The 20143-nt window shown below is 67.3% G+C and carries 19 protein-coding genes and 1 tRNA gene; 14 read left to right on the forward strand and 6 right to left on the reverse strand.

The annotated features are described in order from the left end of the window. Positions 1 to 69 precede the first annotated feature (69 nt). Together ACZLIF_RS09290 and ACZLIF_RS09295 are read right to left on the reverse strand one after the other, a co-directional pair. A complete protein-coding gene (locus ACZLIF_RS09290) occupies positions 70 to 369 on the reverse strand; it encodes a hypothetical protein (RefSeq protein ID WP_128988629.1) in 300 nt (99 codons plus the stop codon). A gap of 122 nt (positions 370 to 491) precedes the next feature. Then, a complete protein-coding gene (locus ACZLIF_RS09295; RefSeq protein WP_128988631.1) occupies positions 492 to 1082 on the reverse strand; it encodes a phosphatase PAP2 family protein in 591 nt (196 codons plus the stop codon). 109 nt (positions 1083 to 1191) lie between these two features. On the opposite strand from ACZLIF_RS09295, the gene ACZLIF_RS09300 reads away from it, so the two are divergent. The 3 genes from ACZLIF_RS09300 (at position 1192) to ACZLIF_RS09310 (ending at position 2604) form a co-directional block, all read left to right on the forward strand. After that, positions 1192 to 1268, forward strand: a tRNA-Arg gene (locus ACZLIF_RS09300). Between the two features lie 886 nt (positions 1269 to 2154). Then, positions 2155 to 2337 carry a hypothetical protein gene (locus ACZLIF_RS09305; RefSeq protein ID WP_128988635.1) on the forward strand — a complete coding sequence of 61 codons (183 nt, stop codon included), beginning with the start codon at positions 2155 to 2157 and terminating at the stop codon, positions 2335 to 2337. A 132-nt stretch (positions 2338 to 2469) separates the two neighbouring features. Then, positions 2470 to 2604, forward strand: a complete 135-nt coding sequence (locus tag ACZLIF_RS09310; RefSeq protein WP_258012811.1) for a hypothetical protein — start codon at positions 2470 to 2472, stop codon at positions 2602 to 2604. 15 nt (positions 2605 to 2619) lie between these two features. Here ACZLIF_RS09310 and ACZLIF_RS09315 read toward each other — a convergent pair whose 3' ends face one another. After that, positions 2620 to 2979 (reverse strand): response regulator, encoded by a 360-nt coding sequence (locus ACZLIF_RS09315; RefSeq protein ID WP_053516753.1) that lies wholly within the window; start codon positions 2977 to 2979, stop codon positions 2620 to 2622. Further along, positions 2976 to 4130 carry a two-component system sensor histidine kinase NtrB gene (locus ACZLIF_RS09320; RefSeq protein ID WP_128988637.1) on the reverse strand — a complete coding sequence of 385 codons (1155 nt, stop codon included), beginning with the start codon at positions 4128 to 4130 and terminating at the stop codon, positions 2976 to 2978. Before ACZLIF_RS09320 ends, ACZLIF_RS09315 begins: the two co-directional genes overlap by 4 nt. Positions 4131 to 4282: 152 nt before the next feature. Between ACZLIF_RS09320 and ACZLIF_RS09325 the strand changes: the two genes are divergently transcribed. The 6 genes from ACZLIF_RS09325 to ACZLIF_RS09350 all read left to right on the forward strand — a co-directional run bounded on the left by ACZLIF_RS09325 (position 4283) and on the right by ACZLIF_RS09350 (position 11561). Further along, a complete protein-coding gene (locus ACZLIF_RS09325) occupies positions 4283 to 7384 on the forward strand; it encodes a response regulator (RefSeq protein ID WP_128988639.1) in 3102 nt (1033 codons plus the stop codon). Further along, positions 7381 to 8205 (forward strand): CheR family methyltransferase, encoded by an 825-nt coding sequence (locus ACZLIF_RS09330; protein ID WP_065175572.1) that lies wholly within the window; start codon positions 7381 to 7383, stop codon positions 8203 to 8205. The genes ACZLIF_RS09325 and ACZLIF_RS09330 overlap by 4 nt, the downstream gene beginning before the upstream one ends. Further along, positions 8205 to 8780, forward strand: coding sequence for a chemotaxis protein CheB (locus ACZLIF_RS09335; RefSeq protein ID WP_128988641.1), 576 nt, complete (start codon positions 8205 to 8207; stop codon positions 8778 to 8780). Before ACZLIF_RS09330 ends, ACZLIF_RS09335 begins: the two co-directional genes overlap by 1 nt. Next, a complete protein-coding gene (locus ACZLIF_RS09340) occupies positions 8777 to 9904 on the forward strand; it encodes a hybrid sensor histidine kinase/response regulator (RefSeq protein ID WP_065175573.1) in 1128 nt (375 codons plus the stop codon). Before ACZLIF_RS09335 ends, ACZLIF_RS09340 begins: the two co-directional genes overlap by 4 nt. Before the next feature lie 89 nt (positions 9905 to 9993). Continuing rightward, positions 9994 to 10422 carry a BLUF domain-containing protein gene (locus ACZLIF_RS09345; RefSeq protein WP_128988643.1) on the forward strand — a complete coding sequence of 143 codons (429 nt, stop codon included), beginning with the start codon at positions 9994 to 9996 and terminating at the stop codon, positions 10420 to 10422. Between the two features lie 83 nt (positions 10423 to 10505). Next, complete coding sequence (locus ACZLIF_RS09350; RefSeq protein ID WP_128988684.1) at positions 10506 to 11561, forward strand: linear amide C-N hydrolase; 1056 nt, start codon at positions 10506 to 10508, stop codon at positions 11559 to 11561. On the opposite strand, the gene ACZLIF_RS09355 is transcribed toward ACZLIF_RS09350, so the two are convergent. Then, a complete protein-coding gene (locus ACZLIF_RS09355) occupies positions 11558 to 12331 on the reverse strand; it encodes a DUF6491 family protein (RefSeq protein WP_128988646.1) in 774 nt (257 codons plus the stop codon). The two genes, ACZLIF_RS09350 and ACZLIF_RS09355, sit on opposite strands and share 4 nt — an antisense overlap. Positions 12332 to 12411: 80 nt before the next feature. On the opposite strand from ACZLIF_RS09355, the gene ACZLIF_RS09360 reads away from it, so the two are divergent. From ACZLIF_RS09360 to thrC, 5 genes are all read left to right on the forward strand, one after another. Further along, positions 12412 to 13107 carry a helix-turn-helix transcriptional regulator gene (locus tag ACZLIF_RS09360; RefSeq protein ID WP_053516737.1) on the forward strand — a complete coding sequence of 232 codons (696 nt, stop codon included), beginning with the start codon at positions 12412 to 12414 and terminating at the stop codon, positions 13105 to 13107. A gap of 126 nt (positions 13108 to 13233) precedes the next feature. After that, positions 13234 to 14184 carry a DMT family transporter gene (locus ACZLIF_RS09365; RefSeq protein ID WP_128988648.1) on the forward strand — a complete coding sequence of 317 codons (951 nt, stop codon included), beginning with the start codon at positions 13234 to 13236 and terminating at the stop codon, positions 14182 to 14184. 357 nt (positions 14185 to 14541) lie between these two features. Further along, positions 14542 to 17046 carry a bifunctional aspartate kinase/homoserine dehydrogenase I gene (gene thrA / locus ACZLIF_RS09370; RefSeq protein ID WP_128988650.1) on the forward strand — a complete coding sequence of 835 codons (2505 nt, stop codon included), beginning with the start codon at positions 14542 to 14544 and terminating at the stop codon, positions 17044 to 17046. Then, positions 17043 to 17957 carry a homoserine kinase gene (locus ACZLIF_RS09375; RefSeq protein WP_065175578.1) on the forward strand — a complete coding sequence of 305 codons (915 nt, stop codon included), beginning with the start codon at positions 17043 to 17045 and terminating at the stop codon, positions 17955 to 17957. The genes thrA and ACZLIF_RS09375 overlap by 4 nt, the downstream gene beginning before the upstream one ends. Before the next feature lie 29 nt (positions 17958 to 17986). Next, positions 17987 to 19273, forward strand: a complete 1287-nt coding sequence (thrC, locus tag ACZLIF_RS09380) for a threonine synthase (protein WP_065182706.1) — start codon at positions 17987 to 17989, stop codon at positions 19271 to 19273. Between the two features lie 91 nt (positions 19274 to 19364). Here thrC and ACZLIF_RS09385 read toward each other — a convergent pair whose 3' ends face one another. Beyond that, positions 19365 to 20117, reverse strand: coding sequence for a Crp/Fnr family transcriptional regulator (locus tag ACZLIF_RS09385; protein WP_053516731.1), 753 nt, complete (start codon positions 20115 to 20117; stop codon positions 19365 to 19367). Positions 20118 to 20143: the final 26 nt, after the last annotated feature.

Consider the following 20143-nt stretch of genomic DNA (forward strand, 5'->3'; position numbering starts at 1 on the left):
AGCGGGCATGAAAAAGCCCTCGCCGAACTGCCGCCCGGCGAGGGCGTGGGTACTACAGCGGCGTTCCGATCAACGGGTGCCGGTAGTGCCGGTCGAACCGGTGGTGCCGCCCGGCGGGTTGGTGGTGCCGCCGCCGTTGTCGTTGCCTGCGTCATCGCTGCTGCTGTCAGCAGCGACACTGTAGATCACCGCAGCCGCGGCGACGCCGAGGCCGATCGAGGCAGCGGTGTTCAGGGTGCCGGAGGCGGCAGCGCTGGCGCTGTCGGTGGTGGCCACTTCGTTGCTGCCGTCAGTGGAGGCCGGAGCATCCTGAGCGAACAGCGGGGAGGACAGACCCAGGAGGGCCAGAACGGCAATCATCTTCTTCATCTACGGGGTCTCCTACTCCGTGAGGGAAATTTTCCAAGGCTATAGTCCCAGCCACATTGAGGCCTGTCAAGGAAACTGGCGGTTTCTTCCGGGGGGATTCATCTGCCTGATGGTCGTTCAGATCAGAAGTGCTCGAAGACCGTCGTGCGACCGGAAAGCAGTTTGGCCAGCGCGATGACAAACCTGTGGGTGTGGAGCTCCGGAACGGCAAGGGGCAGCGCTAGTCCGGCCATCACGGCAGCACCCATCGCCCACGTCGGTATGCGCTCCGTAGGGAGGCCGCAGCGCAGTACCCATGCGCTGCTGGCCAGGCCGAGCGCCAGGCCGGCCATCACCTCGGCCAGGCTGTGGGCGTGAAGCGGCAGGCGTGAAGCGGCGATCGCCACCGCAAGGCCAACGCCGGCCGCAGCGCCAAAATAAGCCCTGCTCCTGAAGGCGGTCGCCAAGAGTATGCCGACCACCGGGTAGACGGCGCTGGACATGGCGGCGTGCCCGGAAATGCCGGTGAAGTCCAGACGCTGAATGCCCAGCCCCCAGCCCATGAACGCGAGCTTGGAGGCCAAGGTCAGCCCGGCGGTTGCGGCGATTGCCAGCGCCCACCTTCGCTTGAAGCGCGCCTCGCTTCGCGGCAATGCCAGCAGCAGCACCATGGCCATGGGCAGCAGCCAGCGGCTGTCGCCCAGGTTGGAGAGGAAAAGCCAGAACTCGGACATCCGGTGGGACTGATGTGGGGGCGGCCAGCATACCTGCCGCCGATGGCGCGGCGATCGTCGGTGGCTTGGTCCATTCAGCTGGACGCGGTATGCTTTACCGCTTGCGCAAGGCCCCGTAGCTCAGCTGGATAGAGCGTCCCCCTCCTAAGGGGAAGGTCGCCCGTTCGAATCGGGCCGGGGTCACCATCGGTCAATTGCCCGCAGATGATCAGGCGGGTGCCGCTTGTGCTTGCGGCGTGCTGTCTTCGCTGCGGCGTGCTTGCCACCCGCCACAGTGCGTTGGAAAAGGGCGTGCGGCGGCCATGTCTGCCTTTCGCCAGGCCCACCTAGGGGCGATCCAGGTCCTCTGGCAACAGGCCAGCGAGTGCGAGTATTCGATCGTGCCTGATCTGCTGCACCCAGTGGCCCCAGGCATCCGCCGCCGTCAAGACATCGATCGAGCCGCAGGCGGGACACCTCAGTTGCACACCCCCGTGCACATCGGTGAGCCCGCACCCGTGCGACATCCGTGATTCGTCCCCACATGACTTGCACTTGGCCTGCACGGAATCCAGCCGTTCGATGGTGGCATCCAGGCGCAGAAAAGGGCGGATCCGCAGGATCCGGAATGCAACAGGAGTGGTCATGTGTCTTGCCGGTCAGGGGCTGGACACGGAGGCGAGGAATTTCGCGCCGAAGAGAAGCCGAATGCAGTGACCATACAGCATGAACTGTTAAGACTCTCGTTCTTGACAGCCCTTATTTCGTTCTGGTGAGGGCCGAGGGTTCGCGAGAGGGGCGGGGAGCCTGAACATCCAGTCAGGTAAGCAAGCCGTTTTCACACAAGGCTAACTGCTCAGCGCCCAGTTTCACTGCAGCGTGACGGGTCGGCAGGGGGACTCGTGGCAGGCCTTGAGCCTGCCGTGCGCAGCGCTTCCCCCATGACCAGCAGGATCCGAATGAATCGCAATGCCGTGACGTCCGTTGGCGTCGGACCGGGCGCCGTCCCCCTGTGCTGCCGGGTGGGCCATGCCGTCTTCCCTGGACGCGCACGCCGCCCCGCCTTCCCGATCATCCCCCCGGCGGCCGGGTGATGGGGCGTTTCCAGTACGCCTTCCGCAAGGCGCGGGGCTGGCAGGCCTCCCTGGTCGCTGCCGCGTGGGCAGCGCTGCGCTATACCGTGAGCGGGGACACCGGCTACTTCCGTTCCCACGGCGGCTGGCGAAGATCACGGATCAGCCGGAGACCGGGCGAGGCCGACTCTCTGGATGACTGAGTCCGCGGGTGATTCTTGCCGGAAACGCATAGCAGTCTGCGGGCTGCATGGGTTTGCCGGGCCTACAGTGGCCCCCAATGCCGGGCGGGGTACCCGGCCACCTGCACGCCTTCGGTCCAGACGGGAGTCGCCATGCACCTGCTGATCGCCCTTGGCAAAGTGGCCGCGGTGTTCGCCTGCGTGCTCGGAATTCTTGAAATCTGCAGCCGGGTTCACCGTCGGCGCAGGGGCCGCAGCAGGCGTGCGGACAGGGAAAAACTCCCCTGACGCACTTGGCGAGGCTCAGTCCTGCCTGAGCAGCTCCACCAGTTGCCGCAGTCGATAGGGTTTGGGCAGGAATTCGACCTGTTCGGGCAGGGGGGGCAGCTGCGAACGCGCATAGCCGGAAGAGAGGATCATGCGGGCGTGCGGCTGGTCGCGCGCGACGTGTTCGCTCAGTTCAATGCCGGACATGCCATTGGGCATGCTGACGTCGCTGAACACCACGTCGAAGCGGGTATCGCCGCGCAGCAGGGCCACTGCTTCATGACCGTCGGCCGTGGTCGCCACGTCGATGCCGAAATCGCGCAGGGCCAGCCCTATCATTTCGCGCAGGTCGGTCTGGTCCTCCACCATCAGCACGCGGATCGGATCATCGGTCATGGGGCGGGTTCCTCTAGTGCGGGTAACAGCAGGCTGACTGTGGTGCCGACGCCTGGCGTGGTGGAGACATCGACGAAGCCGCCGCTCTGGGTGGTGAATCCGAACACCTGGCTCAGGCCCAGTCCGCTGCCTTTGCCGATGTCCTTGGTGGTGAAGAAAGGCTCTGTCGCGCGTTCCGCCACATCGACGGGCATGCCACGCCCCTGGTCACGCACGCTCACCGTCACGTATCGGCGCTGCTGGCCAGCCTCTCCATCCGGATCAAGGCGATGCTCCAGTGCGGTGGCGATCAGCACGTGGCCGCCATCGGCCGTGGCTTCGACAGCGTTCGCGACCAGGTTCGCCAGGGCGGTCTGCAGCTGCAGCGCGTCGGTGCAGACCGGCGGCAGATCGTGAGCCAGTTCCGTGCCCAGCAGTGTACCCGAGGCATGCGCGCGCCGCAGGCCCGGCAAGGACTCGACGATCAGTTCGTTGACGTCCACCGGTTCACGGATCAGGGTCTGCCCGGTGCTGAAGGCAAGCAACTGGCGGGTCAACAATGCGCCGCGGTCGGTCGCCGTCTGTGCAGTGGAAAGCAGTTCGTGGGCCCGCGGATCACTGCCCACGCGCAGCGCCAGCAGATCCAGTGCGTTGCCGATGGTGGTCAACAGATTATTGAATTCATGCGAGAGCCCACGACTCAGCCGGCCGACCGTCTCGAACTGCTGGGTCTGCCGGAGTGCACGCTGTGCGTCACGCAGCAGGCGCTGCGCCTGCCATTGTTCGGTGATGTCGCGGGTGATCTTGACGTAGCCGAGCAGCTCGCCGTTCTCCAGGACCGGCTCGATCACGATGCTGGCGCGGAACGAGGCACCGTCGCGCCGGACGCGCCAGCCTTCGGCGGAGCAATGACCCTGCAGCGCGGCCAGCCGGAGCAGGCGCTGCGGCTCGCCGGCGTCGCGGTCTGCAGGCAGGTAGAAGCGTCCGAAGTGGGTGCCGATGACCTCGTCGGCTGCATACCCCTTGATGCGTTCGGCCCCGGGGTTCCAGCTGCAGACGATGCCCTCGGGATCGAGCAGATACAGCGCATGGTCCCGCACGCTGTCTATCAGCAGGCGCAGCTGTTGGGAAGTGTCCGTCAGAGCGGACCTCGTAGAAGCGGGTGCGTCCACGTGGAAATGAGCATTACCCCTGTGAGGGCCGGAAAGCTAGGCACTGCAGTGTGAAGGATGTGTGCAGGGATTGCCCGTGCCATTGGTCGTATGCGGCTGAATACGACACGGGGTACCATCACGCACTTCTTTGCCTTCTGGAATCGCCCCGTATGCGTCCCGGTGCAACCTCGCGCGACCGCTGGATATGGATGACTGCCGCCGCATTGCTGGCCGCAACCATCGCGTTGGAACTTGTCGTGCCTCTGGGTTATGCGGTGTGGCTGGCCTACTTCCTGGCCGTTGGCGTGACGGTGTTCCAGCGGAGTGCACGCGCACCGTTCGTGGTCGCGGTGCTGGCCTGCGCGCTGCTGATGGTGGGCTATCACATTGCCCCGGCAAGCACGAATTCGGCGTTCTCGCTGGTGAATCGCACCATCGGCGGTGCGGCCTTCCTGATGATCGCGCTGATCGTGTCCCGCGCCATCCAGGCGCGCCGGCAGGCCATGCGCGCCCTGTGGCTGCAGGAGGCGGAGAACGCCGTGGCCATGAGCCTGCGGGGAGACCTGGGGCCGGAGCAGATCGCCGAGGCGGCGGCGACCAGCCTGGCCTCGCAGCTGCAGGCCGATGTCGGCGCCGTGTACCGGCTTGAGGGCGGCCGCCTGCAATTGACGGGCGGACTGGCGTTGCCGGCCGGCATGCCGGCGTCGCTGGCACTGCAGGAGGGGCTGGCCGGACAGGTCGCGCGCGACCTGCGCACCCGCCACCTGCAGGGCGATGAGGCCTCGGTACTTGAACTCCAGAGCAGCCTGGGGCGGGTTCCGGTGCGTGAGCGGATCCTTGCACCGATCACCAGTGACGGTGCCGTGGTCGGCATCGTCGAGCTGGGTCGATCCAGCGTCGGCGAACAGCGTGATCTGGACCGCGAACTGCTGGAGCGCTGTGGCGACACCATCGGCATGGCCCTGCGGGCGTCGCTGCTGCGCGCGCAGCTGGTCGTGCTGCTGGAGGAGTCGCAGCGCCAGGGAGAGGAGCTGCAGGCCCAGCAGGAAGAACTGCGCGTGGCCAACGAGGAGCTGGAAGAGCAGAGCCGCAGCCTGCTGCAGTCGCAGACCCATCTGGAACAGCAGCAGGCCGAACTGGAGCAGAGCAACGTACAGCTTGAGGAGCGCACGCACGAGCTGGAGGCGCAGAAGCAGGCCCTGCTGGTTGCGCAGAGCCAGCTGGTGCGCAATAGCAACGAGCTGGCGGCGACGTCGCGCTACAAGTCCGAGTTCCTGGCCAACATGTCGCACGAGCTGCGTACGCCGCTGAACAGCTCGTTGATCCTGGCCAAGCTGCTGGCCGACAACAAGGATGGTACGCTCACCGAAGAGCAGGTGAAGTACGCACGGGCAATCCTGTCGTCGAACAACGATCTGCTGGCGCTGATCAATGACATTCTCGACCTGTCGCGCATCGAAGCCGGGCATGTCGAACTGAGCGATGAAGTGGTCGCGGTCGACAGCGCGCTGCAGCGGCTGCGCGAGACCTTCGATCCGATCGCGCGGCAGAAGGGGCTTGCCCTGGAGATCAGCGCCGATGCGCTGGCGCCGGGTCAGCTGGTGGTGGACAGCCAGCGCCTGCAGCAGATTCTGAAGAACCTTCTGGCCAATGCACTGAAGTTCACCGAGCACGGCAAGGTCAGCCTGCACGTGCGTCCCGGCGGCAGTGGCCGCATCCGCTTCGAGGTCTGTGATACGGGCATCGGCATCGCGCGCGAGCAGTTGCAGGTGATCTTCGAGGCTTTCCGCCAGGCTGATGGCAGTACCCGCCGGCGCTATGGCGGCACCGGGTTGGGCCTGTCGATCTCGCGCGACCTGGCTGCCCGCATGGGCGGCGAAATCCAGGTGGACAGCGAACCGGGGCGTGGCAGCTGCTTCGTGCTGGAGCTTCCGCTGCAGGGCGCCCCCGTGTCCGCGCCGGAGCCGGGAGCGGAGCCCGCGCGCGTGGCCACTCCGGCAGCGCGTCCGGTGGTTGCACAGATGGCGCCCACTGCGCCTGCGCCCCCGCCCGCAGCTGCCACACACGTTCCAGATGATCGTGGCCGGCGCCAGCGCATGGGACGCCTGATCCTCGCGGTGGAGGACGACGTGGCATTCGCCGAAGCGCTGGTGGTGCTGGCGCATGAACTGGACTTCGACTGCGTGGTTGCCGGCACGGCAGAGGAAGCGCTGGCGCTGGCTGCCGAACTACGGCCGAACGGCATCCTGCTCGACATCGGCCTGCCCGACGTGTCAGGTCTGAGTGTGCTGGAGCGTCTGAAGCGCAACCCGGACACGCGGCACATCCCCGTGCACGTGGTCTCGGCGATGGACCGCAGCCAGGTGGCCCGTGAGCTGGGCGCGATCGGCTATGCGATCAAGCCGACCACGCGCGAGCGGCTGGCGGCGGCCATCGAGCAGCTCGAGCAGACCAGCCAACGCGATGTCAGGCGCCTGCTGATCGTCGAGGATGACAGCGAGCTGAGGCGCAACCTGGAGCTGCTGCTGGGACGTGATCAACTGCAGATCGTCGCCGTCGGTACACTGGCCGCAGCGCTGGAGCAGCTCAGCAGTGTCACGTTCGACTGCATGGTGATGGATCTTTCCCTGCCGGACGGCAGCGGTTACGACCTGCTTGAACACATGGCCGGCAATGATGACGTCGGCTTCCCGCCGGTGATCGTCTACACCGGACGTGCGCTCAGCCGCGAGGAAGAACAACGGCTGCGTCGTTATTCCAAGAGCATCATCATCAAGGGTGCGCGCTCTCCCGAGCGCCTGCTGGACGAGGTCACCCTGTTCCTGCACAGCGTGGAGGCGAGCCTGCCCACCGATCAGCAGCGCCTGCTGCGCGAGGCGCGCCGGCGCGACACCATCCTTGATGGGCGCACCGTACTGCTGGCCGAGGATGATGTGCGCAACATCTTCGCGCTGTCGAGCGTGCTCGAGCCGCTGGGTGTCAACCTCGAGATCGCGCGCAACGGCCAGGAGGCGGTCGATCGGCTGGCGCAGCGCGAGGTGGACCTGGTGCTGATGGACATCATGATGCCGGAGAAGGATGGTCTGACGGCGATGCGCGAGATCCGTGCGCAGCGCCACCTGCAGGATCTCCCGATCATCGCGTTGACCGCAAAGGCCATGCCCGATGACCGCGAGCGTTGCCTGCAGGCCGGCGCCAACGACTACATCGCCAAGCCGATCGATGTCGACAAGCTGGTTTCGTTGTGCCGGGTGTGGTGCTCGCGTCAATGAACGAGCAGGCCTTGTTCGACCTGGAGCTGAAGGTGCTGCTGGAGGCGATCTATCAGCGCTACCACTACGACTTCCGCAGCTACGCGGTGTCGTCGCTGCGACGGCGCATGCGTCAGGCCATGCAGCGCTACGAGTGCGAGAAGCTGTCGGACCTGCAGCATCGCCTGCTCCACGAGCCGGAGCTGTTCACTCAGGCGATGCAGTTCTTCACCGTGCAGGTCTCGGAAATGTTCCGGGACCCGGCATATTTCCGCACCCTGCGCGAGCAGGTGGTGCCGGTGCTGCGCACCTATCCTTCGGTGAAGCTGTGGGTGGCGGGCTGCAGCACGGGCGAGGAGGTGTGGTCGTTGGCGGTGCTGCTGCACGAAGAAGGGCTGCTGGAGCGCAGCATCGTCTATGCCACCGATATCAATCCCGGGGCCCTGGTGACCGCCGAGGCCGGCGCATACCCGATCGATCGCCTGGCCCAGTTCAGCCGCAATTATCTGGCGGCGGGGGGCAGGGCGTCGTTGTCGGACTACTATTCGACGGCGTATGACGGGGCCGTGTTCGACCGTCACCTGCGACGCAACATCATGTTCGCCGACCACAGCCTGGCGACGGACACGGTGTTCTCCGAGGTGCACCTGGTGTCGTGCCGGAATGTGCTGATCTATTTCAACCGGGACCTGCAGGACCGGGCCGTGGGGTTGTTCCGGGAAGCGCTCGTGCATCGTGGCTTCCTCGGCCTGGGCAGCAAGGAGTCGCTGCAGTTCGGTTGCCATCACGACGCGTTCGACGTGTGTTCGCGCGAACATCGGCTGTACCGGAAGGTCGCCTGATGAATGACGCCGGTCTGCCGGAGGTGATAGTGGTCGGTGCATCCGCTGGCGGGGTCGCTGCCCTGCAGGCCATCGTGCAGGCGCTGCCGGCGGGCCTGTCGGTGCCGGTGCTGGTGGTTCTGCATGTGCCCCGTGACCGCAACAGCCGCATCGTCGAGGTGCTGGCGCCGCATTGCGCGGTGCCGGTGCGCGAGGCGGAGGACAAGCAGCCGATAGAGCGCGGTACGGTGACGTTTGCGCCGCCGGACTATCACCTGCTGGTGGAAGACCGATCCTCGGTTGCCCTGTCGATCGATCCCCCTGTGCTGTATTCGCGTCCGGCCATCGACCCCCTGTTTGAATCGGCCGCGGCGGTGTTTGGTCCGCGCGTGCTGGCACTGCTGCTGACCGGCGCCAGCAGTGACGGCTCCGAAGGCGTGGCGGCAGTGCGCGAGGCGGGAGGTCGCGCCTGGCTGCAATGCCCCGAAGAGGCCGAAGCTTCGATGATGCCGGCCTCGGCCCTGCAGCATGCCGGCGCCGATGCGGTGCTGCCCCTTGAACTGATGTGTCGCCGCTTGAAGGAGTTGTTTTCATGAACCTGTTGCCACCGGACCCTGCGCAGGCCCAGGCCCCGGTCAACCTGTTGATCGTCGATGACGTTGCACAGAACCTGGTGGCGATGCAGGCACTGCTGCAGCGCGAGGGCGTCAACCTGCTGCTGGCCAGCTCCGGCGCCCAGGCGCTCGAACTGCTGCTTGAGCACGAGGTGGCGCTGGCGCTGCTGGATGTGCACATGCCCGAGATCGATGGCTTCACGCTGGCGGAACTGATGCGGGGCTCGCTGCGCAGCCGCGACGTGCCGATCATCTTCCTCACCGCGTCGCCGGATGATCCGGTGCGCGCGTTCAAGGGATACGAGACCGGCGCGGTGGATTTCCTGCACAAGCCGGTGGCGCCGCAGGTGATCCTCGGAAAGGTCAATGTGTTCATCGAGCTGTACCAGCAGCGGCAGCTGCTGAAGGTGCGCAACGAAGCCCTGGAGCGCGCGCTGAAGTTGAACGAGACCATGGCCGCGGTGCTTACCCACGACCTGCGGACGCCGCTGTCAGCCATCCTGCTCTGCGCGGACAAGCTCAGCCTGGAACTGCCTGCGGGCAATTCCGCTGCACAGCAGACATTGCAGCACCTGGAAGCAAGCACGCTGCGCATGGCACGGATGGTCGAGCAGCTGCTGGACTTCTCGCGCATCCGCAGCGGCGGCCTGCGATTGCAGACCACGACCTGCGACCTCGACGCCCTGGCCCGCGCGGTCATTGCGGAGGCGGGCAGTGCCCACGGACTCGAGCGGATCCGCTTCCAGGCGCAGGGCGATACCGTCCTGCAGGGCGACATGGACCGGTTGGGGCAGGTCGCATCGAACCTGATCGGCAACGCACTGACGCATGCCGGCGAAGCACATGTCCAACTGGACGGGCGTGACCCGCAGCGGGTGGTGTTCCGGGTCAGCAATGCCGGCCACATCGACGCGGCGCTGCTGCCGCGGCTGTTCGAGCCCTTCAAGGCCAGCTTCCACCAGAGCAAGGGCCTCGGCCTGGGGCTGTACATCGTCGATCAGTTCGTGCGCGCTCACGGCGGTCGATTGACCGCGCGCAACGACGCAGGGCAGGTTGTGCTGGAGGCGGCACTGCCACGGCGGTGCGGTGGACCGGACATGGCCTGAATCTGAATTCTTCAGCAAGCGGGGCGCAGCCTTATGACGGGCTCATCCGCAACTGCTACCGTGGCTGCATATCTTGCCAGGGAAGCGCTATGCCATTGCGAGCCATCGCCTACGTCAGCCAGGCGCTGCCGGATCTTTCCGCAGATCGCCTGAAGGCGCTGGTGGACGACGCCGCCCGTTTCAACAAGCTGGCTGGCGTGACCGGGGTGCTGCTGCATGATGGCGGGCGCTTCCTGCAGTACATCGAAGGGCCGCCGGATGGCATTGATTCGGTTTATGAGCGCATCCTGCAGGCCGGCAGCCATGTCGACATCGTCGAGCTGGCGCGCAGCAGGCTTGGCCAGCGCCAGTTTCCCTATTGGGCGATGCGTGTCCTGCAGGTGGAGGCGTCCATGCTGCATGGACTCACGGTGGGCGACTGGGCCGGATTCAGCCGTGCGCTGCAGGGCGACCGCGCGGCGCCGACGGCGGTGGACCTGCTCGCCGACATCGTGCAGCCGGCGCTCCACGCCGGCTGAGTCGCGGCAGGGGCGCCGGGCTTCACCGCTGTCTCACCCTGCATGCGCTGAGATTGGACCTCCAGGGCATGGACGGGGGCAGCATGGTACGGATGATGAAGCACACAGGGGCCGCGCTGCTGGTGGCGGCCCTGGCAGGCGCTGCAATGCCTGCCTTGGCCTGCACACGTGCGGTCTATCTGGGTGAGAACGGCGATGTGATCACGGCGCGGTCGATGGACTGGAAGGTCGATGTGGCGACCAACCTGTACGTGTTGCCGCGCGGAATTGCACGGACCGGCGAGGCCGGGCCGAAGTCGTTGGCCTGGACTGCACGGTACGGCAGCGTGGTGGCCACCGGCTACGACGTGTCGACCACCGATGGCATGAATGAGAAGGGGCTGGTCGCCAATCTGCTATGGCTGGTGGAATCGGAGTATCCGCAGCAGCGCGGCAGCAAGCCCGGCCTGGCCATTTCATTGTGGGCGCAGTACGTGCTGGATAATTTCGCGACAGTTGCAGAGGCCGTGGCGGCGCTGCAGCGCGAGCCGTACTCCATCGTCACCGACAAGGTGCCCGGCGAGGACCGGCAGGCGACCCTGCATCTCTCTCTGTCCGATGCCAGCGGCGACAGCGCGATCGTGGAATACATCGGTGGCCGTCAGGTCATCCATCATGATCGCCGCTACCAGGTGATGACGAATTCGCCCATCTTCGAGCATCAGCTTGCGCTCAACAGCTACTGGCAGCAGATCGGCGGCACGGTGATGCTGCCGGGCACCAACCGATCGGCCGACCGTTTTGCACGCGCGTCGTTCTACATCAATGCGATTCCCAAGGCGGAAGACCCCGTGGTGGCACTGGCCAGTGTGTTCAGTGTGATCCGCAATGTCTCGGTGCCGTACGGAATCACCACGCCGGGCGAGCCCAACATCTCATCCACGCGCTGGCGCACCGTGGCCGACCACAAGCGACGCCTGTACTTCTTCGAGTCCGCGATGACGCCGAATACGTTCTGGGTGGACCTCAACAGGATCGACTTCGGTGGCAAGGTGCTCAAGCTGGACCTGGGCAAGGACCAGCGCAACACCTTCTCCGGCGATGCGCTGGAGCATTTCGTTCCCAGCGCACCGTTCACCTTCCTCGGTGTCGGGAGCTAGTTCGACGCCTGGGTCGCGGCCGGGTAGACCGCCTGGATCTGGCAGCTGCCGCGGGTGTACAGCGGCAGCGGCCCCAGGCCGCGCTCGTCGCCGGGCTCGAACTCGGCACTGAGGATGCGATCGCCGGGATTGCCGCAGATCAGGCCGTTCTGCAGCCCGGACTGGAAGCTGACCTGAGGCGCGCGGTCCAGCTGGCGGCAACTGCCGCCCAGTTCGACGCGGTAGTAGCGGTGGCCGCCATTGCGGCGTGGATTGGTCTCCACCAGCAGCCCCTGCTGATCGGAGGACCAGGCACGGACGTTGCGGGTTGCAAAACAGTAGGCGGGCGATCCGCCGAAGCTGCGGCGCTGCTCGCGCCGCTCGCTGATGGTCACCGCAGGCAGGGTCGCGGTGCTCAGGCGGTCACTGTCACGGGCGACAGTGGCGTAGTCGCGGTTCTGCACTGGACTGACCGCGCTGACCGCGCAGCTGTGCCCGTCCACGACAACACGTTCGCTGGGGCGGCCGCAGGCCCAGCCTGCCGGCGCTTCCAGCTTCAGGGAGGTGGCGGCACGCACGTTCGGGCAGTCTTGGCTGAAGTCGATCCGGTAGGCCTGGCCGGAAGCGGCACGGACGGCGATCGAGCGCGGCGAGGCCTGCTCCACCTCCTGCACGCCCACGGCGTCGAGGCAGTGCGGTGCCGGCGCCCGGCGTTCCTGCCCGCTGGCGGTGACGGAAAGGGACAGGCCGATGCTCGCGGCCAGAGCCAGGGAAACCTGTCGATATGCCATGACCTGCACTCCTTGCTGGATAGACGGCCCGACTATAGCAGTCAATTGCACCGCCGGTGTCAGGCGCGCAGACTTGCCGAATGGGCGCCATTTTCCACCTCCGGCACTATGGCCAGGCCACCGGCCTGGATCGCCACGACTACGCGCAATGGGTGCTGCCACTGCAGGGCGAGCTGCAGTTCGAGCTGGAAGGGCGGGGCGGCCGGCTGGACCTTCTGCAGGGCGCATTCGTGGCCGCCGGCGAGGCGCATGACCAGATGGCGGAGGGTCCGAACGGTTTCGTGATCGTTGATTGCGGTCCGGATGTTCTGGACGACGACACGCAGGAGCACTTGTGCAGGCAGCGGTGGCTGCATCTGCCGCTGGCCCTGCGCCAGGGGCTGGCCGAGGTGCGGCAGGGGCAGCCGCTGCCGTTGCTGCTGCCTGCCTTGCTGAGGGTGTTTGCACCGGCAGGCAGTGGCGCGCGCATGCAGGGGCTGTGCACGGCGGTACAGGCCGACCCGGGGCAGCCCTGGCCGGTCGCGCGCATGGCGGCATTCGTCGGCGTCAGCGAAAGCCGGCTGCATGCGTTGTTCCAGCGCGAATTCGGCTTGAGTCCGCAGGCCTGGGTCAGTGCCTGCCGCCTGCGCTGGGCCAAGCACCAGCTGCGGACCAGTGCGCTGCCGATCAGCGAGATTGCGCTGGCCGCGGGGTATTCCGAACAGAGCGCATTGACCCGAGCGCTGCGCCGGGAGAGCGGCGTAACCCCTGCGGCCTGGCGGCGGGGCAGCCTCTGATCCATGGCGCTGCGGGAACGCCGCCGAGTGCGTCTGGCTCTGCCGGGACAGCAATAGCCTGGGTCAAGAGAGGTCGTCCGGTGGGCGGCTACACTGCGCGGCCTCTTCTCCCCCGAAGAATCCGCAATGCGCAACAATCCGATGGTCCTGGGCATCGCCAATGGCGTAGCCGCGGGCGCGCTGTGGGGCGTGGTGTTCCTGGCGCCCGCCGTGCTGCACACGTTCAACGCCCTGCAGCTGTCTGCCGGCCGTTATCTGGTCTATGGCCTCATCGCCGTGATCCTGCTGCTGCCGCGCTGGAGGCGGCTGGCGCCGAGGCTGGGGCGCGCAGAATGGTACGGCCTGCTGTGGCTGAGCCTGGCGGGCAACCTGGTGTACTTCCTGCTGCTGGCCACGGCCGTGCAGTGGGCCGGTGGCGCTGCGGCCTCGCTGATCGTTGGCCTGATTCCGGTCGTGGTGACCCTGGTGGGCGTGCGCGAGCAGGGGGCGGTGCCCCTGAAGCAGCTGTTGCCCGCCTTGGCGCTGTGCGTGCTCGGCGTGGCCCTGGTCGGGTGGGAGGCGCTGATGTCCGAACACCTGGCGACGCCCTGGCGGCAGCGCCTGATCGGCCTGCTGTGTGCCTTCGGCGCACTGTTCTCGTGGGCGTTGTACTCGATCGGCAACAGCCGCTGGCTGGCGCGGCGCCCGGATCTGTCCAGCCATGACTGGTCGTTGCTGACGGGTGTCACCACCGGCGGGTTGTCCCTGCTGCTGGTACCGATGGCCTTCGCCGGGTCCGCCGGCAGCCATACGGCCGCACAATGGGGCGCATTCTGGGCCATCAGCGCAGGTGTCGCGGTCGTGGCGTCGATCGTGGGCAACGCATTCTGGAACCGTGCCAGCCGTCTGCTGCCGCTGACTTTGACCGGGCAGATGATCGTGTTCGAAACCCTGTTCGCGCTGCTGTACGCATTTGCCTGGCAGCAGCGCTGGCCAACCGTGCTGGAGGCACTGGCGATCGTGTTCCTGGTGGCGGGAGTGATGCTGTGCGCGCACGCTCACCGCGCGCCACGCGCGATCGCCGAACATGCCGGCTGAATGGCCATCTCAGAGTCGACGATCGCTGCTTTGTCTCAGTTGCAACCAAATGACGGCACGTTGGCAGATGATCGGCGCAGGGAGTTTTTGCGCTGCAGCACTTGACAGCAGCGGGCTGAACAGTGTTTTCTGTCCGTCATGGTCCTTGATGCCGCCACCGTCAGTCTGATTGCACCCGCTATCGCGGGGCGTCCGACTGCACCGGCCGCCATCACCACCATTACCACCACCACCGTCACCACTGCCCTGGTGCGGCCCGTCGTCTTCGTGTAACTCCCGAAAACCACGGCCCCGCACCATCCAGGTGGCGGGGAAACTCGACACCTGCATGCGACGGGGCCTCCTGCCGAGGTCTGCATGTCTTCCCACGTTCTCCCCCCTCCTGTTGCCCCGGCCGAGCTGGCCGCGCCGTCCACGGTCGTGCACAAGTTCGGCGGCACTTCGGTGGCCGACGCCGAGCGCTACCGCCATGTCGGCAGCCTGCTGCGGGCCCGCCCCGAATCGCAGCAGGTCACCGTTGTCTCGGCCATGAAGGGCGTCACCGATGCGTTGATTGAACTGGCCCAGCTTGCGGCGCGGGGAGACGAGGGGTGGCGCGAGGCCTGGCATGCGTTGCGTGCCCGCCATCGTGGGGCTGCGGTGGCCCTGCTCGGCGAACAGGTGGGCGACACCGTGGAGTGGATCGACGCGCGTTTCGAGCAGCTGTCCGAAGTGCTGGCCGCGCTGACCGTAATCGGGGAGCTGCCGCGTGAAGTGCTCGACCGCGTGCAGGGCCTGGGAGAGGTGTTCTCCGCGCAGCTGCTGGGGACGTACCTGCGCGCATGCGGCGAGGACTGCGCCGTTCTTGATGCACGCGACGTGCTCGTGGTCGGCCACGGCGAGCTGGGCGTGGATGTGGACTGGGAAGCCAGCGCCGACCGTCTGGCGAAATGGCGCCTGCAGCATCCGCAATCACGCGTGGTCGCCACCGGGTTCGTCGCCCGGGACCGCAACGACCGCATCACCACGCTTGGCCGCAACGGCAGTGACTATTCCGGCGCGATCTTCGCCGCGCTGTTCAATGCCGACGAGCTGCACATCTGGACCGATGTCGATGGTGTGCTGTCGGCCGACCCGCGACTGGTGCCGGAGGCGGTGCAGCTGGAGTCGCTGAGCTACGACGAAGCCTGCGAGCTGGCGTACTTCGGCGCGAAAGTGGTGCACCCGCAGACGATGTCGCCGGCGATCCGGCTGGGGCTGCCGATCTTCATCCGCAACACCTTCCAGCCGACCCATCCGGGTACGCGCATCAGCGCCGAGCGCTCGCCCCGCGGACCGGTGAAGGGGCTCACGCTGAGTCCCGACCTGGCCCTGCTGAATCTCGAGGGGACCGGCCTGATCGGCGTGCCTGGCACCGCCGAGCGCGTATTCGCAGCGTTGCGCCAGGCGCAGGTGTCGGTGGTGATGATCTCGCAGGGTTCTTCGGAGCACTCGATCTGCTGCGTGGTGCGGGCTGCCGAAGCGGGCCGTGGCCGCGGGGCGTTGCTGCAGGCCTTTGCCCATGAACTGTCGGTCGGCCAGGTGCAGCGCGTGCAGGTCCACGAAGGGGTCAGCGTGCTGGCGGCGGTGGGCGATGGCATGGCGGGCCAGCCCGGTGTGGCTGCGCGCCTGTTCGAGGCGCTCGGCCGGGCGCAGGTCAATATCCTGGCGATCGCCCAGGGTTCCTCCGAGCGCAACATCTCGGTGGCCGTGGACAGCGCTGACGCGACGCGCGCGCTGCGCGCCGCCCACGCCGGATTCTGGTTGTCGCCGCAGACGTTCGCGGTGGGCGTGATCGGGCCGGGCAACGTCGGTGCCGCGCTGCTGGATCAGTTGCTGGCGGCGCGCCCGCAGCTGCTGGCCAAGGCCAATGTCGATCTGCGCCTGCGTGCACTGGCATCGCGTTCGCGGATGCGGCTGGAGGCCGATGGTCTGCATGCCGACTGGCGGCAGGCGCTGCAGGCGGGCGGTGAGGCCAGCGATCTCGACCGCTTCACCGAGCATCTGCTGGCCGCGCACCTGCCGCATGCGGTGGTGATCGACTGCAGTGGCAGCAGCGAGGTCGCCGAGCGCTATGCCGATTGGCTGGCCGCGGGCATCCATGTGGTCACCCCGAACAAACAGGCAGGCGCCGGCCCGCTGTCGCGCTACCAGCGGATCCGTGCGGCGGCGGCTGCCAGCGGCGCGCGCTTCCGCTATGAGGCGACGGTGGGCGCCGGCCTGCCGGTGATCACCACGCTGCGCGACCTGGTCGATACCGGCGACGAGGTGCTGGCCATCGAAGGCATTTTCTCCGGCACGCTGGCCTGGCTGTTCAACCGCTTCGACGGCAGCCAGCCGTTCTCCTCGCTGGTGGCGCAGGCGCGTTCGATGGGCTACACCGAGCCGGATCCCCGCGATGACCTGTCGGGCGTGGATGTCGCGCGCAAGCTGGTGATCCTGGCGCGCGAGGCCGGCCACGCACTCAGTCTTGAACAGGTGCAGGTGGAAAGCCTGGTGCCGGCGCTGCTTCGCGAAGGCAGCGTCGAGGACTTCATGGCCCGCCTGGGCGAGTCTGATGCATCACTGCAGCAACGCCTGCAGGACGCGCGCGAGCGCGGCGCAGTGCTGCGCTATGTGGCCAGGCTTGACGCGGACGGCGCGTCGGTGGGTCTGCACGAGCTGCCGGCGGCACACGCGTTCGCCAACCTGCGCCTGACCGACAACGTGGTGCAGTTCCGCACCCGCCGCTACTGTGAGAATCCGCTGGTGGTGCAGGGGCCCGGCGCGGGACCGGAGGTCACGGCTGCAGGCGTGTTTGCCGACCTGCTGCGGGTGGCGGCCGGTGAAGGGGCGCGCCTGTGATCGCACGTGCATTCGCACCGGCGTCGGTGGCCAATGTGGCAGTGGGGTTCGACATTCTGGGCCATGCCATCGCCGGTATCGGCGACACGGTCAGCGTGCGCCGCATCGATGAGCCTGTGGTGCGTATCGCGGCGATCCGTGGCAGTGCGGTCGAGCTTCCACTGGAGGCAGCGGGCAACACGGCTGGCGCGGCACTGCTGTCACTGCGCGAGGGCCTGGGCCTGGGCTACGGGTTCGAGCTGGAGATCGACAAGGGCATTCCGTTCGGCTCCGGCATGGGTGGCTCAGCAGCATCCTGCGTCGCGGCACTGGTTGCAGCCAACGCGCTGCTGGATGCGCCGCTGCCACGCGCCGCCCTGTATCCGCACGCGCTCGACGGCGAAGCGGTGGCCAGCGGCGGTCGCCATGGCGACAACGTCGGACCCTTGCTGGCGGGCGGGCTGGCGCTGTGCACCGCCGACAGGGTGGTGTCGGTGCCGGTGCCTGCGTGCTGGCACAGCCTGCTGGTGCATCCGCATGCCGTGCTGGAAACGCGCAGGGCACGGCAGGCGCTGCAGGGCAGTTACGCGCTGCGCGAGTTTGTCGCCCAGAGCGCGAATCTGGCCCTGGTCCTCAGCGGCTGCCATCGCGGCGATGCCACGCTGGTGCGCGCAGGCTTGCGCGATGTGCTGATCGAGCCACGACGTGCCGGCCTGATCGCGGGATTCGAGGCAGCGCGTGACGCCGCGCTGTCGGCGGGCGCAATGGGCGCGGGTATTTCCGGTGCCGGTCCCAGCGTGTTCGCCTGGTTCGAAGATGCGGTGCAGGCGCAGGCTGCCGCAGGGCAGGTCCGCGCGGCATTTGCGGCTGCGGGCTTCGACAGTGACGCGTGGGTCTCTCCGTTGGACGCGGCGGGAGCACGACTGTGCTGACTTCTTTCCTCTCACTGGATGCCGATCCCATGCAATTCGTTTCCACCCGCGGCCAGTCGCCGGCCGTCGGCCTGAGTGCCGCCATCGCCGCCGGCCTCGCCCCCGATGGGGGGCTGTATGTGCCCAGCGCCTTGCCTGCGCCGCATCATGTGCAGCAGGGCGAGACCCTCGCCGAAACCGCTGCCGATCTGCTGGCACCCTTCTTCGACGGCGACGCGCTGCAGGAGGCGCTGCCTTCGATCTGCCGTGAGGCGTTCGATTTTCCGGTGCCGTTACGTCCGCTTGGCGGTGGCGACTACGTCCTCGAGCTGTTCCATGGTCCCACTGCGGCCTTCAAGGACATCGGCGCACGTTTCCTGGCAGGCGCGCTGTCGAGGCTGCAGGCGGGCAAGGGACGCGACCTGACGATCGTCGTTGCCACGTCCGGTGATACCGGTGCCGCCGTGGCGGCGGCCTTCCATCGCCAACCGGGCGTGCGCGTGGTGGTGCTGTATCCGGATGGCCGGGTATCGCCGCGCCAGGCGCACCAGCTCGGCTGCTTCGGCGACAACATCCAGGCGCTGCGCGTGGCGGGTTCGTTCGACGACTGCCAAGCCATGGTCAAGCAGGCGCTGGCCGATCGGGCGTTGCAGGCGGACGTGCCGCTGAGTTCGGCCAACAGCATCAGCCTGGGGCGTCTTCTGCCACAGATGAGCTACTACGCGCATGCGGCACTCGTCCATCATGGGCAGCATCGGCGCCGGCTCAATCTGGTGGTGCCGACCGGCAACCTGGGCAACGCGATGGCTGCGGTGCTGGCACGCACGCTGGGGGTTCCCATCGGCCAGATCGTGCTGGCCACCAATGCCAATGATGTGCTGCCGAAGTACTTCGAGGGCGGCGCGTATCAGCCACAGGCCAGTGTCGCCACGGTTGCCAATGCGATGGATGTGGGCGCGCCGAGCAACTTCGAGCGCCTGCGCTGGCTGTACGACGGCGACGATGCCGAACTGCGCGCAGCCTTCCGTGCTTTCGCGGTGGATGATGTGACCATCCGCGCCACCATCGCCAGTGCGCACGCCAGCGGGGGCGAGCTGTTCTGCCCGCATACCGCGACGGCAGTGAAGGTGCTGAAGGACCTCCGCGCGGGCGGGGCGAAGGGCGACTGGGCGGTGGTGGCAACCGCGCACCCGGCCAAGTTCGAGGCGGTGGTGGAGCCATTGATCGGCGAAGCAGTGCCGGTGCCTCCGGCGCTGGCGGCGCTGCTGCAGCGTCCCGCGCATGCGGAACCGCTGGCTGCCGACTATGCGGCGCTGCGCGAGGTGCTGCTGCGCTGACGGACAGGTGCCGGGCATGGCGCGGTGTCGTCTGAAGCAAGGGGCAGGGTGGGGCGCCCGGTACCACCGGGCGCAGGTCGTGGCGCGACGCTCAACCCTGGACGTCGCCCGCCAGCTGGCGCAGCCCGTCCTCGTCGAGGATCTCCACGACGTTCAGGTGCGGCAGCGCGATCAGCGCCTGCTGACGCAGCTTGGTGAAAGTGCGGCTGACCGTCTCCATGGTCAGGCCGAGGTGGTCGGCGATGTCGCCGCGCCCCATCGGCAGCGAGACGCGCAGGCCGTCGCCGCCCAGCCGCGCCTCGCGCGCGGCCAGGCGCAGCAGGAAGTCAGCCAGCTTTTCCGCGGGCTGCAGCCGCGCCAGGGCGAGGGCCGCATCCTGCGCAGCGTCCAGCTCCTGGCAGGCGCGTTGCAGCAGCTTGCGCTCCAGGTGCGGATAACGCCCGCGCAGCGCCTTCATCTGCGGCAGCGCGACGCGGCAGACCCGGCTGTCGGCGATCGCCTCGATGTCGTAGCGGTGATGGTCGCTGCCGCTCAGGCCCAGGTAGTCGCCCGGCAGCACGAAGCCATTGATCTGGCGGCGGCCGTCGGCCAGCGTCCGCACCAGGCGCAGTGCGCCGGCGGTCAATGTATAGACATGCTGGCGCTCTTCGCCGGTGCGGGCGAGGGTGCTGCCCATCGTCACCGCCTGCGAGACGGTCACCTGTTCAAGTGCCTGCACTTCGTCAGGAGACAGCGCCGAACACACCGCCAGGTGGCGGACCGAGCAGTGCAGGCAGTCCAACGTGGAGCAGGACTGCCCGGCGGTGTCGTTGTTGGCGGACGGGGCGCCGGAAGGCCGGGACATGGTGCGTGGGCGTATCGCGGGCGGGG

This window comes from Stenotrophomonas sp. 2201_Sma, from assembly GCF_056486685.1.

Excerpts from the sequence above, each read along its gene's own strand:
- ACZLIF_RS09290 (WP_128988629.1), bottom strand. The coding sequence starts at position 369 with ATGAAGAAGATGATTGCCGTTCTGGCCCTCCTGGGTCTGTCCTCCCCG.
- ACZLIF_RS09295 (WP_128988631.1), bottom strand. The coding sequence starts at position 1,082 with ATGTCCGAGTTCTGGCTTTTCCTCTCCAACCTGGGCGACAGCCGCTGG.
- ACZLIF_RS09305 (WP_128988635.1), top strand. The coding sequence starts at position 2,155 with ATGGGGCGTTTCCAGTACGCCTTCCGCAAGGCGCGGGGCTGGCAGGCC.
- ACZLIF_RS09310 (WP_258012811.1), top strand. The coding sequence starts at position 2,470 with ATGCACCTGCTGATCGCCCTTGGCAAAGTGGCCGCGGTGTTCGCCTGC.
- ACZLIF_RS09315 (WP_053516753.1), bottom strand. The coding sequence starts at position 2,979 with ATGACCGATGATCCGATCCGCGTGCTGATGGTGGAGGACCAGACCGAC.
- ACZLIF_RS09325 (WP_128988639.1), top strand. The coding sequence starts at position 4,283 with ATGCGTCCCGGTGCAACCTCGCGCGACCGCTGGATATGGATGACTGCC.
- ACZLIF_RS09330 (WP_065175572.1), top strand. The coding sequence starts at position 7,381 with ATGAACGAGCAGGCCTTGTTCGACCTGGAGCTGAAGGTGCTGCTGGAG.
- ACZLIF_RS09335 (WP_128988641.1), top strand. The coding sequence starts at position 8,205 with ATGAATGACGCCGGTCTGCCGGAGGTGATAGTGGTCGGTGCATCCGCT.
- ACZLIF_RS09340 (WP_065175573.1), top strand. The coding sequence starts at position 8,777 with ATGAACCTGTTGCCACCGGACCCTGCGCAGGCCCAGGCCCCGGTCAAC.
- ACZLIF_RS09345 (WP_128988643.1), top strand. The coding sequence starts at position 9,994 with ATGCCATTGCGAGCCATCGCCTACGTCAGCCAGGCGCTGCCGGATCTT.
- ACZLIF_RS09350 (WP_128988684.1), top strand. The coding sequence starts at position 10,506 with ATGGTACGGATGATGAAGCACACAGGGGCCGCGCTGCTGGTGGCGGCC.
- ACZLIF_RS09355 (WP_128988646.1), bottom strand. The coding sequence starts at position 12,331 with ATGGCATATCGACAGGTTTCCCTGGCTCTGGCCGCGAGCATCGGCCTG.
- ACZLIF_RS09360 (WP_053516737.1), top strand. The coding sequence starts at position 12,412 with ATGGGCGCCATTTTCCACCTCCGGCACTATGGCCAGGCCACCGGCCTG.
- ACZLIF_RS09365 (WP_128988648.1), top strand. The coding sequence starts at position 13,234 with ATGCGCAACAATCCGATGGTCCTGGGCATCGCCAATGGCGTAGCCGCG.
- thrA (WP_128988650.1), top strand. The coding sequence starts at position 14,542 with ATGTCTTCCCACGTTCTCCCCCCTCCTGTTGCCCCGGCCGAGCTGGCC.
- thrC (WP_065182706.1), top strand. The coding sequence starts at position 17,987 with ATGCAATTCGTTTCCACCCGCGGCCAGTCGCCGGCCGTCGGCCTGAGT.
- ACZLIF_RS09385 (WP_053516731.1), bottom strand. The coding sequence starts at position 20,117 with ATGTCCCGGCCTTCCGGCGCCCCGTCCGCCAACAACGACACCGCCGGG.